14 protein-coding genes are annotated in these 12,408 nt (G+C 74.0%); all 14 read left to right on the top strand.

Translation table 11 applies throughout. From position 1 onward, the window contains the following. The first annotated feature begins 191 nt into the window (after positions 1-191). The gene (locus OTB16_RS07115; RefSeq protein WP_267719054.1) at positions 192-1,487 is read left to right on the top strand and encodes an NAD(P)/FAD-dependent oxidoreductase; all 1,296 of its coding nucleotides are present in this window, start codon (positions 192-194) and stop codon (positions 1,485-1,487) included. After that, positions 1,484-2,218: a DUF1365 domain-containing protein gene (locus OTB16_RS07110; RefSeq protein ID WP_267719053.1), complete on the top strand. Its 735-nt coding sequence runs from the start codon at positions 1,484-1,486 to the stop codon at positions 2,216-2,218. Before OTB16_RS07115 ends, OTB16_RS07110 begins: the two co-directional genes overlap by 4 nt. Continuing rightward, positions 2,155-3,441 carry a class I SAM-dependent methyltransferase gene (locus OTB16_RS07105; protein WP_420717637.1) on the top strand — a complete coding sequence of 429 codons (1,287 nt, stop codon included), beginning with the start codon at positions 2,155-2,157 and terminating at the stop codon, positions 3,439-3,441. The genes OTB16_RS07110 and OTB16_RS07105 overlap by 64 nt, the downstream gene beginning before the upstream one ends. Then, complete coding sequence (locus OTB16_RS07100; protein ID WP_267719051.1) at positions 3,438-4,238, top strand: DUF1295 domain-containing protein; 801 nt, start codon at positions 3,438-3,440, stop codon at positions 4,236-4,238. The genes OTB16_RS07105 and OTB16_RS07100 overlap by 4 nt, the downstream gene beginning before the upstream one ends. Before the next feature lie 102 nt (positions 4,239-4,340). Beyond that, positions 4,341-4,820 (top strand): Lrp/AsnC family transcriptional regulator, encoded by a 480-nt coding sequence (locus OTB16_RS07095; protein ID WP_267719050.1) that lies wholly within the window; start codon positions 4,341-4,343, stop codon positions 4,818-4,820. A gap of 45 nt (positions 4,821-4,865) precedes the next feature. Beyond that, positions 4,866-5,543 carry an HAD family hydrolase gene (locus OTB16_RS07090; RefSeq protein ID WP_267719049.1) on the top strand — a complete coding sequence of 226 codons (678 nt, stop codon included), beginning with the start codon at positions 4,866-4,868 and terminating at the stop codon, positions 5,541-5,543. A gap of 147 nt (positions 5,544-5,690) precedes the next feature. Further along, positions 5,691-7,055 carry a cytochrome P450 gene (locus tag OTB16_RS07085; protein ID WP_267719048.1) on the top strand — a complete coding sequence of 455 codons (1,365 nt, stop codon included), beginning with the start codon at positions 5,691-5,693 and terminating at the stop codon, positions 7,053-7,055. A 146-nt stretch (positions 7,056-7,201) separates the two neighbouring features. After that, positions 7,202-7,453 carry a hypothetical protein gene (locus OTB16_RS07080; protein WP_267719047.1) on the top strand — a complete coding sequence of 84 codons (252 nt, stop codon included), beginning with the start codon at positions 7,202-7,204 and terminating at the stop codon, positions 7,451-7,453. Positions 7,454-7,470: 17 nt separating this feature from the next. Continuing rightward, positions 7,471-7,950, top strand: coding sequence for a hypothetical protein (locus OTB16_RS07075; protein WP_267719046.1), 480 nt, complete (start codon positions 7,471-7,473; stop codon positions 7,948-7,950). A gap of 325 nt (positions 7,951-8,275) precedes the next feature. Beyond that, entirely contained in the window at positions 8,276-8,359 is an 84-nt protein-coding gene (locus OTB16_RS39460) for a putative leader peptide (protein WP_420717641.1), read from the top strand. Between the two features lie 204 nt (positions 8,360-8,563). Next, a complete protein-coding gene (locus tag OTB16_RS07070) occupies positions 8,564-9,430 on the top strand; it encodes an ABC transporter permease (protein ID WP_267719237.1) in 867 nt (288 codons plus the stop codon). Beyond that, on the top strand, positions 9,403-10,125 hold the full coding sequence (locus OTB16_RS07065) for an ABC transporter ATP-binding protein (RefSeq protein WP_267719045.1): 723 nt from the start codon (positions 9,403-9,405) through the stop codon (positions 10,123-10,125). The genes OTB16_RS07070 and OTB16_RS07065 overlap by 28 nt, the downstream gene beginning before the upstream one ends. A 96-nt stretch (positions 10,126-10,221) precedes the next feature. Continuing rightward, a complete protein-coding gene (locus OTB16_RS07060; protein WP_267719044.1) occupies positions 10,222-11,271 on the top strand; it encodes an ABC transporter substrate-binding protein in 1,050 nt (349 codons plus the stop codon). Continuing rightward, a complete protein-coding gene (locus OTB16_RS07055; protein ID WP_267719043.1) occupies positions 11,271-12,365 on the top strand; it encodes an LLM class flavin-dependent oxidoreductase in 1,095 nt (364 codons plus the stop codon). The genes OTB16_RS07060 and OTB16_RS07055 overlap by 1 nt, the downstream gene beginning before the upstream one ends. The last annotated feature ends 43 nt before the right edge of the window (positions 12,366-12,408 follow it).

The following is a 12,408-nucleotide window of genomic DNA, read 5'->3' as shown; positions in this document are numbered from 1 at the left end:
AAGCACCGCGCCGCCGGAAGCCGCACCACCACGAGCACCACCAGACCACAGACGCCCCTCGGAACCCGGAGTGCCATGCGCCCGTTCCCACGGATCACCCTCCTGGTGATTCCGTTCCCGCCGATCGGTTCGCCCGGCGACACATCCGCGACCCCCTCCGGCTCCGAAGTACCGCTGAAGAAGGGAACGCGATGACCGAACGAGAAGGACCGCGGCCGCGCACGGCCGTGGTCGGCGGGGGCGTTTCGGGGCTCACGGCGGCATACGTGCTGGCCCGCGGCCACGAGGTCACCCTGTACGAGGCCGACGACCGGCTGGGCGGACACGCCCACACCCACGACCTGAAGGGCCCGGACGGGCGGATACGGGCGGTGGACTCCGGCTTCATCGTCCACAACGACCGCACGTACCCGCAGCTGCTGCGGCTCTTCGGCGAACTGGGCGTGGCCACCCGGCCGACGACGATGAGCCTGTCGGTGCACTGCGAGGGCTGCGGGCTGGAGTACGCGGGCGCCCGCGGGCCCCGGGGCCTGTTCGCCCGGCCGCGCAGCGCCCTGCGGCCCGCGTACCTGCGGATGCTGACGCAGGTCCCCGCGTTCCACCGGCAGGCGCGGCGGCTGCTGGCCGCGCCGGAGACCACCCGTGAGATCACCCTCGGCGCGTTCCTGGAGCGGTGCGGCTTCGGGCCCTACTTCACGGCGCACTTCGCGATCCCGCTGGTGGCCTCGGTGTGGTCCTGCCCGGCGGACACCGCACTGCGCTACCCCGCCCGGTACCTGTTCCGCTTCCTCGACCACCACGGAATGCTGGCGGTGGGCGGCTCGCCGAGCTGGCGTACGGTCACCGGCGGCTCGCAGCGGTACGTGGAGCGGCTCCGGGAGCGCCTGGACACGGTGTACTCCGCGACCCCCGTACGGGCGCTGGCGCGCACCCCGGAGGGCGTACGGGTCACCACCGCCGGCGGCGCCGAGGCGCTGTACGACTCGGTGGTCGTCGCCGTCCACGCCGACCAGGCGCTGGCGCTGCTGACCGACCCGACGGACGCCGAGCGGGCCGCGCTCGGCGCGTTCCGCTACTCCCGCAACCGGACCCTCCTGCACACCGACGATTCGGTGCTGCCGCGCGCGGGCGGGGCGCGGGCCTGCTGGAACTACCGGCTGTCGGGCTGCGGGCCGGACGAGGCGCGGGTCCGGGTGAGCTACGACATGAACCGCCTCCAGGGGCTGGACTCGCCGGAGCCGTACGTGGTCACGCTGAACGCGGAGACGGGCGCGGGCGCCGGCGCGGTGCGGCCCGACCGGGTCCTGGCCGAGATGGAGTACGAACACCCCGTGTACACACCGGAGTCGGTGGCCGCCCAGCGGCTGCTGCCCGCCCTGTCCGGGCCGGTGACGGCCTTCGCCGGGGCCTACCACGGGTGGGGGTTCCACGAGGACGGCTGCCGCTCCGGCGTGGAAGCCGCGGCCGCGCTCGGGGTGGTGTGGTGAAGCCCGCCCTGTACGAGGCCGACATCCGGCACGTCCGCGCCGGCGGGCCCGCGTACGCACTGCGCCACCGCACCTACCTGTGGCTGGTGGACCTCGACGAACTGCCGCGGCTGCCGGGGCCGTTGCGGACCCTGGCCCGTTTCGACCCGCGGGACCACTTCGGCGGCGGCCGGCCCACGATCCGGGCGGGCCTGGACGTTTTCCTCGCCTCCCGCGGCGTGCCGCTGCCGCCCGGGAGCCGGGTGCGGATGCTCGCGCACGCCCGGGTCTTCGGGTACGTCTTCAACCCGCTCACCGTGTACTGGTGCCACGGCCCGGACGGGGCCCTGCGCCAGGTGGTGGCCGAGGTGCACAACACGTACGGCGGGCGCCACTGTTACCTGCTCGGCCCGGAAGCCGCGGAGGCCGAGGGCAGCGTGCCCAAGGAGTTCTACGTCTCCCCCTTCCTCGACGTGGACGGCGCCTACCGGATGCGGCTGCCCGCGCCGGACGGCCGCCTCGCCCTGAGCGTCCAGCTCGCCGGCGGGGCGGGCGGCGCCCGGCTGACGGCCACCGTGCGCGGGGTGCGCCGCCCCGCCGGCGCCCGGGGCGTCCTGCGGGCCGTCCTGCGCCATCCCTGGTCCACCGCCGCCGTGGCGGTGGGCATCCGTTTCCACGGCATCCGGCTGTGGCTGCGCGGCGTGCCGGTGCGGCCGCGCCCCCGACCCGTACCCCAGGAGGGTGTGAAGTGACCGCGACGACGACTCTTCCCTTGGTGCCGCCGTGCTCCCGGACCCGGGCGGCGGTCGGCCGGCTGATCATCCGCCGGGCCCTGGACCGGCTTCCGCTCCAGGTCCGGATGGGGCCCGACGGAACGCTCGGCCGGGGCGGTCCCGCCATGGCCGTGCACGACCCCATCGCCTTCGAGCGGCGGATCGCGGCCGAGGGCCTGATCGGCTTCGGCGAGTCCTACGTGGCCGGCGAGTGGGACGCCCGGGACCCGGTGGCGGTGCTGACGGTGCTGGCCGGGCACGTCGCGGCCCTGGTTCCGGCGCCGCTCCAGCGACTGCGCGGGCTGTGGGCGGCCCGGCACCCGGTGACCGACCGCAACACCCCGGACGGCTCCCGGAGCAACATCGAGCGCCACTACGACCTGTCCAACGAGCTGTTCGCCGAGTTCCTCGACCCGACGATGACGTACTCGTCGGCGGTGTTCCGCGCCCTGCCCGCCCGTCACGAGGACCTCGCCGCGGGGCAGCACCGGAAGATCGACATGCTGCTGGACCTGGCCGCCGTCGGCCCGCACACCCGGCTGCTGGAGATCGGTACCGGCTGGGGCGAGCTGGCGATCCGGGCCGCCCGGCGAGGCGCCGACGTGGTCACCCTGACCCTGTCGCGGGAGCAGAAGGACCTCGCGGAGCGCCGGATCAAGGCCGCCGGGGTCGAGGACCGGGTGGAGGTCCGGCTCTGCGACTACCGGGAGGCGCGGGGCAGTTACGACGCCGTGGTCAGCGTGGAGATGATCGAGGCGGTCGGCGCCGAGTACTGGCCGGTCTACTTCGCCACGCTCGACCGGCTGCTGGCCCCGGGCGGGCGGGTGGCGATCCAGGCGATCACCATGCCGCACGAGCGGATGCTGGCCACCAAGGACACGTACACCTGGATCCACAAGTACATCTTCCCGGGCGGGATGCTGCCGTCGGTCCAGGTGGTGGAGGAGATGGCACGCCGTCACACCGGACTGCGGGTGACCCGCTGCGAGGGGTACGGGGCGCATTACGCGCAGACCCTGAAGCTGTGGCGGGAACGGTTCGCCGAGCGGGCCGACCGCGTCGCGGAGCTGGGTTTCGACGAGACCTTCCGGCGGATGTGGACCTTCTACCTGGCGTACTGCGAGGCCGGGTTCGCCTCGGGCTACCTGGACGTGCACCAGATCCTGCTGACGGCCGGGAACGGGGACGGTGACCGGCCGTGAACTGGTCCGGTTTCACTGTCAACCTGGCGGTCTCGGCGGCGGTCGCCCTCGCCGTCCTGCTCGCCGCCTTCGCGGTCGGCGTGCGCAAGCGGATGCACCGCGTCGTGGACGTGGCGTGGGGCCTCGCCTTCGCCGCGGTGGCCGCGGCGACGTACGGGATGTCCGACGGCGGCGCGCGGGCGCTGCTGCTGGCCGTGCTCACGGCGGTGTGGGGGCTGCGACTGGCGGGCCACATCGCGTGGCGCGGCCGCGGGCACGGCGAGGACCCGCGGTACGAGCGGATGCTCTCGAAGGCTCCGGGCAGCCGGAACCTGTACGCGCTGCGCATGGTCTACCTCCTCCAGGCCGCCCTGGTGTGGCTGGTGTCGCTGCCGGTGCAGGCGGGGTCGTACGCGACCGGCCGGCTCGGCTGGCTCGCGCTCGCGGGCGCCCTGCTGTGGCTGACCGGGCTCGTCTTCGAGGCGGTGGGCGACCACCAGCTGGCCCGGTTCAAGGCCGATCCCGCGCACCGGGGGCGGATCATGGACCGGGGCCTGTGGTCCTGGACCCGGCACCCGAACTACTTCGGCGACTTCTGCGTGTGGTGGGGCATCTACCTGGTCGCCGCCGGTTCGGTGGGGGCGGCGGCGGTCTCGGTAGTGGCTCCGCTGGTCATGTCGTACCTGCTGACCGCGGGCAGCGGGAAGCGGCTGCTGGAGCGGCACATGGCGGACCGCCCCGGGTACGCCGCGTACCGGGAGCGGACGAGCGGCTTCTTCCCGCGGCCGCCGCGCGGCGGCCGGACACGCTCCGACTGACGGGGCGGGGCCTTGGGGGGACGGGGCGGGGCACTCCGCCGCCGGGACGGGCCGGACCGCGGCCCGGAGCGCGGCGGAGTGGGCCATTGGTACAGTCACGGCATGGCGGTGGACGAGCTCGACACCAGAATCCTGCGCCTGCTGATCGAGCAGCCGCGCACCAGCGTCCGCGAGTACGCCCGGCTCCTCGGGGTGGCGCGCGGCACCCTCCAGGCCCGGCTGGACCGGCTGGAGCGGACCGGGGTGATCACCGGGACCGGCCCCTCACTGTCCCCCGCCGCGCTCGGGCACCCGGTGCTGGCCTTCGTGCACATCGAGGTCACCCAGGGACACCTGGACGACGTGGGCGACGCCCTCTCCGCCGTCCCGGAGATCATCGAGGCCTTCTCCATCACCGGCGGCGGGGACCTGCTGACGCGCGTCGCGGCCCGGGACAACGCGCACCTGGAGGACGTGATCCAGCGGCTGATCCAGCTGCCCGGCGTGGTGCGCACCCGGACCGAGGTGGCCCTGCGCGAGCGGGTCGCGCACCGGCTGCTGCCGCTGGTCGAGTCCGTGGGACGGGCCGCACGCAAGACCTGACAGAATGGTCTAGACAGGACACGACCGGCAGGACGGGCGCAGCGGATGATTTCCGTCATATTCGATCTCGACGGCACCCTCGTGGACAGTGAGCCGAACTACTACGAGTCCGGGCGCCGCACGCTGGCCCGGCACGGGGTCCCCGACTTCACGTGGGAGCAGCACGCCCGCTTCATCGGCATCGGAACCCTGGAGACGCTGGAGATCCTCAGGGACCGGTACGCGATCGAGGCGCCGGTGGAGGAACTGCTCGCCGAGCAGAACGCCCTCTACCTGGAGCTGGCCCGCACCGAGACCGAGGCCTTCCCCGAGATGCGCGCGTTCGTGGAGCGGCTGCACGCCGCCGGCGTGCCGATGGCGGTGGCCTCCGGCTCCTCCCTGGAGGCGATCGACGCCGTGCTGGCCGGCACCGGCCTGGACGCACTGCTGACCACGGTGGTCTCCGCGGAGGAGGTGGCGCACGGCAAGCCGGCGCCGGACGTGTTCCTGGAGGCGGCCCGCCGGCTCGGCGCCGAACCGGCCGACTGCGTGGTCGTCGAGGACGCGGCGCCGGGCGCGCTGGCCGCGCGGGCGGCCGGTATGGCGTGCGTGGCCGTCCCGTACGTGGCGCAGACCGCGCACGACCCGGCGTTCGCCGGCGCGGGCCTGCTCTTCCCCGGCGGGCAGCGGGAGTTCAGCGCGGAGGCCGCGCACGACTGGCTGACGGCACACCGGACCGCCTGAACGGCGGCCGGGGCGGCGGCCGGAGCGACGGCCGTTCGGCCCGCCGGGCGACGCAATGCCCGGGGCCGCGGCCGTTAGCGTGCCCGGCGCCGCAACGGCGCCGCGCTTTCCCTGGTGTCCCGCGCGGTCCGCTGCCACCATGCCCCGGTGACCGCCACCCTGCTGCCACCCCCGGGCACCGAGCGCGGACCGCGCCGGTGGCCCCTCCTCGGCAATCTCCCCGCCTTCGCCCGCGACCCGCTGGCCTTCTTCGAGTCCCTCCGCGACGACTACGGCGACTGGGTGCCGTGGTCGCTCGGCCCCCACCGCAACGTGCTGGTCTCCCGGCCCGAGCACGCCGGTGAGCTGCTCGGCGCCGTCGAGTCCACCTTCAAGCCGACCGAACTGGGCTGGGCCTTCCGGCACTTGCTCGGCAACGGCGTGGTCGTCGCCACCGGCGACGACTGGCGGCGCAAGCGGGCGCTGGTCCAGCCCGCCGTACGGCCGCGCCAGGTCCGCTCGTACGCCACCGCCATGGTGGAGTGCGCGGACGCACTGGCCGGCGGCTGGCGCGAGGGCGACCGCATCGACGTGCACCGGGAGATGGCCGGTCTCACCCAGCGCATCGCGGTCCGCACCCTGTTCGGGAGCGACGCCGCCGGCCGCGAGGCGCCCATCAGCGCGGCCATGGCCACGGCGCAGCGGGAGCTGGGGACCGAGTTCCGCGGGATCACGCTGTTCCTGCCGCCGTGGGTGCGAACCCCGGGGCGGCGCCGGATGCGGGCCGCGGTGGCGGTCCTCGACCGGGAGATCGAGCACGTCATACGGGAGCACGAGAACGCGTCCGCGGCGGGGGCCGAGCGGGACGACCTGCTGAGCCGGCTGCTCGCGGCCCGCGACGAACAGGGCGGCCCGCTGTCCCGCCAGGAACTGCGGGACGAGTCCATCACGCTCTACATCGGCGGCCACGAAACCACGTCGACCACCCTGACCTGGGCCTGGCAGCTGCTGTCCGGGGCGCCCGGGGCGCGGGCCAGGCTGACCGAGGAGCTGGACCGGGTGCTCGGCGGGCGGCTGCCGACGTACGAGGACTACCCGCGGCTGACGTGGACCCAACAGGTGGTCAAGGAGGCCCTGCGGATCTACCCGCCGATCTGGCTGATCTCGGCGGTGGCCGCGGAGGGGGCCTCCATCGGCGGGCGGGCGGTGCCCGTCGGCACCTCGGTGTGGACCAGCCCCTGGTCGGTGCACCGGGACGAGCGGTGGTTCCCGCGGCCGGAGGCCTTCCGCCCCGAGCGGTGGGACGCGGACGCCCCCGATCCGGTGCCGGAGCACGCCTGGTTCCCGTTCGGCGGCGGCCCCCGGGCCTGCCTGGGGGCGCGGTTCGCGCTGGTGGAGGCGGCGCTCGTGCTGGCCGTGCTCGGGCAGCGGTTCCACCTGGACACCGGGGCCCGGCGGACCGGGGTGTTCCCCGGCCTCACCCTCCAGCCGGCGGGTCCGGTCCCGGCCATCCTGCGCGCCGCCCGGCCTTAGGGAGTGCCGTCGAACTCGCTCCCGTCCCGCACCGCGCCTCCCCAACTGCCGCCGGGAACTGCCGCTCCGGGCCGTTTCCCCGGCCTACGTTCGTTCCGCTACAGGACCGCGGCGGACCCTCCGCCGCCCACACCGGGAGAAGCCCCATGAAGAAGAACAAGCTCAAGGCCGGCGGCGCCGCGGCCGTGATCGCGGCGGGCATCGCGATCACGGCGGTGGGCGCGGCGAACGCGGCCGACACGGCCCCGAGCCAGTCCACCCGCATCACCTCCGTACAGCAGCTGCACGAGAACCTCGCGCAGGCGGTGGAGCAGGAGCAGGCGCTCGGCCTCCAGGGCACCATCGGCGGGCCCGTCGGCCGTGCGCTGGACGAGTCGACCGCCGCGATCGACGGCTGACGGGACGGGTGAGCACCGTGGGAACCGACCAGTCAGCAGCCGCTCCGGCGACCTGGTGTCCGAGCGGCGACGCCCGGGCCCCCGAGTCGGTCGTCCTCGGCGTCCGCTCGGGCGCCGACGGACGGGTGACGTACCTCGCCGACCCGGTCCCGGCGTCCGAGGTGCTCGGCGCCGTGCCGGAGGGGATCGAGCCGACCCGCGTCCTGCGGTTCGCCTCGCACTGCGTCACCGGCTGCGCGAACCGGCGGGGGAACGACTGCACCCTGGTGGAACGGGTGCTGACCCTGCCGCCTCCGGCGGCGGCCGACGCCCGCGCGGTCCCACGGTGCCACCTGCGCTCCCGCTGCCAGTGGTGGCAGCAGACGGGCGTCGACGCCTGCCACCGCTGCCCGGCCGTCACCACGGCCACCTTCCAGGAGGACGAGCTGGCCACCCTGGTCGCCGACCCGTCCACCACCCCGGAGCAACTCGCCTCCTGGATCGCCGCCTCCGCCTGACCGGCGCGCCGACGCCCGTCAGGCCCCTGCCCGTCAGGCCCCTGCCGGGCAGGGGCCCCGGCCCGGCAGCACGCTCCCGCCCGGAACGCTCCGGCGCGGTCGAGGTGCTGCCGGGCCGTCGGCGTGTCCGGCGCGGGCGGGTCAGGCGCGGGCGGGTCAGGCGCGGGCGGGGCCACCGGCGCGGGGTCCGCCGGGGCTTCGTACGGCCCGTCGGCGGGGCCCGAAGGGCGGCATCCGCCGCCACGTGTCCCAATATCGGAGACGCGACGTCCAGAGGGCGAGACATCATTGACCCGCCCCCGGCCATCTGGCTAGGTTTCGCCGCATGTTGCGTTCAGCCATGCTCATCACGCGCGGTCACATCGACCTGCTGCGGGTGGCCTCCGCCGCGTGTCGCCGCGGCTGCTGACGCCCTCGTTCCCTGACGTGTCACGAGCGCTCCGCGCTCGGCTTCCGCGCGCCCTGAGCTGCCCGGCCCGCTGATCCTGCCCGGTGATCCGGCCCGGTGGCCCGGTCCTGTGGACCCGCACCCGTTCCGCCGCACCGGTACGGGGCCGGCCAGGCGCGCGTTCCCCGCCTCCCCGCCTCACCCTTCCGTGGAGCCGCCATGAGCATCGACCTCGACCACGCGCCGCCCGACATATCCGCTAAAACAGCGTCCGCTCCGTCTCCCTCCCCGGCCCTCGTGGCCGTCGTACCGGCATCGGCACGACGGCGCTCCGTCCCCCGCTGGACCCGCCGGACCGCCGGCCCCCTGCTGCTCCTCGGCCTGTGGCAGCTGGCCAGCAGCCTGGGGTGGCTGCCCGTCGACACGCTCGCGCCGCCGTCGACCATCGCGTCCGCCGCGGCGGACCTGATCGAGGACGGAACGCTGCCCGGGGCGATGGCCGTGTCCCTGCAGCGCGTCGCGATCGGCCTGGTGATCGGCGGGACGGCCGGCACCGCGCTCGCCCTGCTGTCCGGGCTGTCGCGGCTCGGCGAGGACCTGATCGACGCCAGCGTGCAGATGCTGCGCACGGTGCCGTGGGTCGGCCTCATCCCGCTGTTCATCATCTGGATGGGCATCGGCGAGGCACCGAAGGTCGCCCTCATCGCACTCGGCACCGCCTTCCACCTCTACCTGAACGTGTACGCCGGGATCCGCGGGGTGGACGAGCAACTGATGAAGGCGGGCGGGGCGTTGGGCCTCGGCCGATGGAGTCTGGTACGGCACGTGGTACTGCCGGGCGCGCTGCCCGGGTTCATGACCGGCCTGCGGTATTCGCTCGCCACCGCCTGGCTGGCCCTCGTCTTCGGCGAGTCCATCAACGCCGACGCCGGCATCGGCTTCCTGATGAACCAGGCCCGCGAGTTCTTCCGCACCGACGTGATCGTCGTCTGCCTCGTCGTGTACGCCTTCCTCGGCCTCACCGCCGACCTCGTCGTCCGCACTCTCGAAAGGCTGCTGCTGCAATGGCGACCGACCTTCACGGGGCAGTAGCCGCCACCACCGCCGTACGGGTGGCCGGGCTGACCCGGTCCTTCGGCGGCCGTGCCGTCATCGACTCCCTCGACCTAACCCTGCGGGCAGGGGAGTTCACCGTCCTGCTGGGCCGCAGCGGATGCGGGAAGTCGACCCTGCTGCGCATCCTCGCCGGCCTGGACCGCGAGATCGAGGGCGAGGTCCTGGTGCCGGAGCGCCGCGCGGTGGCCTTCCAGGCGCCGCGGCTGATGCCGTGGAAGCGGGTCTGGCGCAACGTGCTCCTGGGGCTCCCGGGACGCCCCGACCGCGAGCGCGCCGAACAGGCCCTGGCCGAGGTCGGACTGGAGCACCGTACGGACGCCTGGCCCAAGACCCTCTCCGGCGGCGAGGCCCAACGCGCTTCGCTGGCCCGGGCGCTGGTCCGCGAGCCCGATCTGCTGCTCCTGGACGAGCCGTTCGGCGCCCTCGACGCACTGACCCGGATCAAGGCCCAGCAGCTGGTGGCCCAGCTGTGGCAGCGGCGCGGCTGCGCGGTGCTGCTGGTCACGCACGACGTCGACGAGGCCGTCCTGCTGGCCGACCGCGTCCTGGTCATGGACGAGGGCCGGATCTCCTACGACACCCACATCCCGCTGGACCGCCCGCGCGAGGTCGGCGACCCGGGGTTCGCCGCGCTGCGCACCCGGCTCCTCGCCGAGCTCGGCGTGGTCTGACCCAACCCGCTCCGGACGCGCCGCCCTCGCCTTCCCCACCCATCACCGCCTTCCCCACGCTCCCCCGCCCCGTACGAGAGATCGAAGAGAAGCGACATGAGACGCCACTCCCTTTCCCTGCCCCTGCTGGCCACCCTGATCCCGCTGTCCCTGGCCCTGACGGCTTGCGGTGGCGACACCGCCGCGGACACCGGCTCGGCGCCCGCCGCGGACGGCGGCAAGAGCGGCGCCAAGGTCACCCTCAACATCGGGGACCAGAAGGGAGGCAACGAGTCGCTCCTGCGGGCCGCCGGCGAGCTGGAGGGCCTCGACTATTCCGTCAAGTGGTCCACCTTCACCTCCGGCCCGCCGCTGCTGGAGGCCGTCAACGCCAAGGCCGTCGACATCGGCGGCGTGGGCAACACCCCGCCCGTGTTCGCCGCCGGCGCCAAGTCGAAGATCACCGTGGTGGCCGCCACGCACGGTTCCTCGGCGGGCGAGGCGATCCTCGTTCCGAAGGGCTCCGCCCTCCAGTCCCCCGCGGAGCTGCGCGGCAAGAAGATCGCGGTGGCACAGGGCAGTTCGGCGCACTTCCAGCTGATCGCGTCCCTGGAGCAGGCCGGCCTGAAGCCCAGCGACGTGACGGTCAACTTCCTCCAGCCGGCCGACGCCCTGGCCGCGTTCAACAGCGGCTCGGTCGAAGCCTGGGCGGTCTGGGACCCGTACACCTCCCAGGTGCTGCGCACCGGCGCCCGCATCCTCACCTCCGGCGAGGGGGTCGTCAACGGCCTCGGCTTCCAGGTCGCGGCGCCCTCCGCCCTGGAGGACGCGGGCAAGAGCAAGGCCATCGGCGACTACCTGACACGGCTCCAGCGCGCCCAGGACTGGGTGTTCAAGCACCCGGAGGAATGGGCGAAGGTCTGGGCGAAGGAGACCGGGCTGCCGTACGAGGTCGCCTTCGACGCGGTCAAGCGCAGCAACGGCACCCGGGTGCCGGTCGCCGTGGACGACGCGGCCGTGGCCTCCGAGCAGAAGATCGCCGACACCTTCACCGAGCTGAAGCTGATCCCCGGCAAGGTCGTCTTCAAGGACTTCGTCGACCCCCGCTTCAACGGCACCCTGCCGCCGTCCACAACCGTCCCCCGCACGTACGGGAAGGACTCCTGATGACCGTCCGCCTGCACTGGTTCCTGCCCACCGGCGGCGACGGCCGCACCCTGGTCGACCGGCACGCCTACGCCCACAACACGGCCGCGCCGGGAGTGCGCGAACCGGACATCGCGTACCTCGCGCAGATCGCGAAGGCCGCCGAACGCCTCGGCTTCGAGGCGGTGCTGACCCCGACCGGGACGTGGTGCGAGGACGCCTGGCTGACCACGCTCGCCCTCTCCCAGCACACCGAACGGCTGAAGTTTTTGGTGGCGTTCCGGCCCGGGGTGATCTCGCCGACGCTGGCGGCCCAGATGGCCGCCACCTACCAGCGCATCACCCGCGGGCGGCTGTTGCTGAATGTGGTGACGGGCGGTGACTCCGCGGAGCAGCGGCGTTTCGGGGACCACCTGGACCACGACCGCCGCTACGAGCGGACCGCGGAGTTCCTGTCGGTCGTACGGGGCGTCTGGCGCGGGGAGCCGTACGACTTCCACGGGGAGCACTACCGGATCGACGGCGGGCTGACCGCGCTCCCGCCGGATCCACTGCCGGAGATCTTCTTCGGCGGGTCCTCGGCGGCCGCGGGGCCGGTCGCGGCCGAGCATGCGGACGTCTACCTGACCTGGGGCGAGCCGCCGCAGCAGGTGAAGGAGAAGATCGACTGGATCCGCGCGCTGGCCGAGGAGCGGGGGCGGACGGTCCGGTTCGGGATCCGGCTGCACACCATCTCGCGCGACTCGGCGAAGGAGGCCTGGGGCGCGGCGGACCGGCTGCTGGCGGACCTGGACGACGCGGACATCACGCGGGCGCAGACCCTGCTGGGGGCGAGCGAGTCGGTGGGCCAGCAGCGGATGCTCGCCCTGCACGGCGGTTCGCGGGACAAGCTGGAGATCTCGCCGAACCTGTGGGCGGGCGTCGGCCTGGTCCGCGGCGGCGCCGGCACGGCGCTGGTGGGCAGCCACGGCGACGTGGCGGACCGGATCGAGGAGTACCACGCGCTCGGGGTCGAGAACTTCGTCCTGTCGGGCTACCCGCACCTGGAGGAGGCGTACTGGTTCGGCGAGGGGGTGACCCCGGAGCTGGCCTCCCGCGGGCTGCTCGCCCCGTAGCCGGGAAGATCCCCGCACCCCCGCGGGTTGGTAGAACCGTGAA

Origin of the sequence: Streptomyces antarcticus (assembly GCF_026627255.1) — a bacterium.
GTDB lineage: Bacteria > Actinomycetota > Actinomycetes > Streptomycetales > Streptomycetaceae > Streptomyces > Streptomyces antarcticus.
The sequence above is the reverse complement of the archived record's forward strand: the minus strand, read 5'-3'. Positions and strand labels throughout refer to the sequence as shown.

Bases quoted from the DNA above. Each gene is read 5' to 3' on its own strand.
- OTB16_RS07115 (WP_267719054.1), top strand. From the start codon at position 192: ATGACCGAACGAGAAGGACCGCGGCCGCGCACGGCCGTGGTCGGCGGG.
- OTB16_RS07095 (WP_267719050.1), top strand. From the start codon at position 4,341: ATGGCGGTGGACGAGCTCGACACCAGAATCCTGCGCCTGCTGATCGAG.
- OTB16_RS07090 (WP_267719049.1), top strand. From the start codon at position 4,866: ATGATTTCCGTCATATTCGATCTCGACGGCACCCTCGTGGACAGTGAG.
- OTB16_RS07080 (WP_267719047.1), top strand. From the start codon at position 7,202: ATGAAGAAGAACAAGCTCAAGGCCGGCGGCGCCGCGGCCGTGATCGCG.
- OTB16_RS39460 (WP_420717641.1), top strand. From the start codon at position 8,276: ATGTTGCGTTCAGCCATGCTCATCACGCGCGGTCACATCGACCTGCTG.
- OTB16_RS07065 (WP_267719045.1), top strand. From the start codon at position 9,403: ATGGCGACCGACCTTCACGGGGCAGTAGCCGCCACCACCGCCGTACGG.
- OTB16_RS07060 (WP_267719044.1), top strand. From the start codon at position 10,222: ATGAGACGCCACTCCCTTTCCCTGCCCCTGCTGGCCACCCTGATCCCG.
- OTB16_RS07055 (WP_267719043.1), top strand. From the start codon at position 11,271: ATGACCGTCCGCCTGCACTGGTTCCTGCCCACCGGCGGCGACGGCCGC.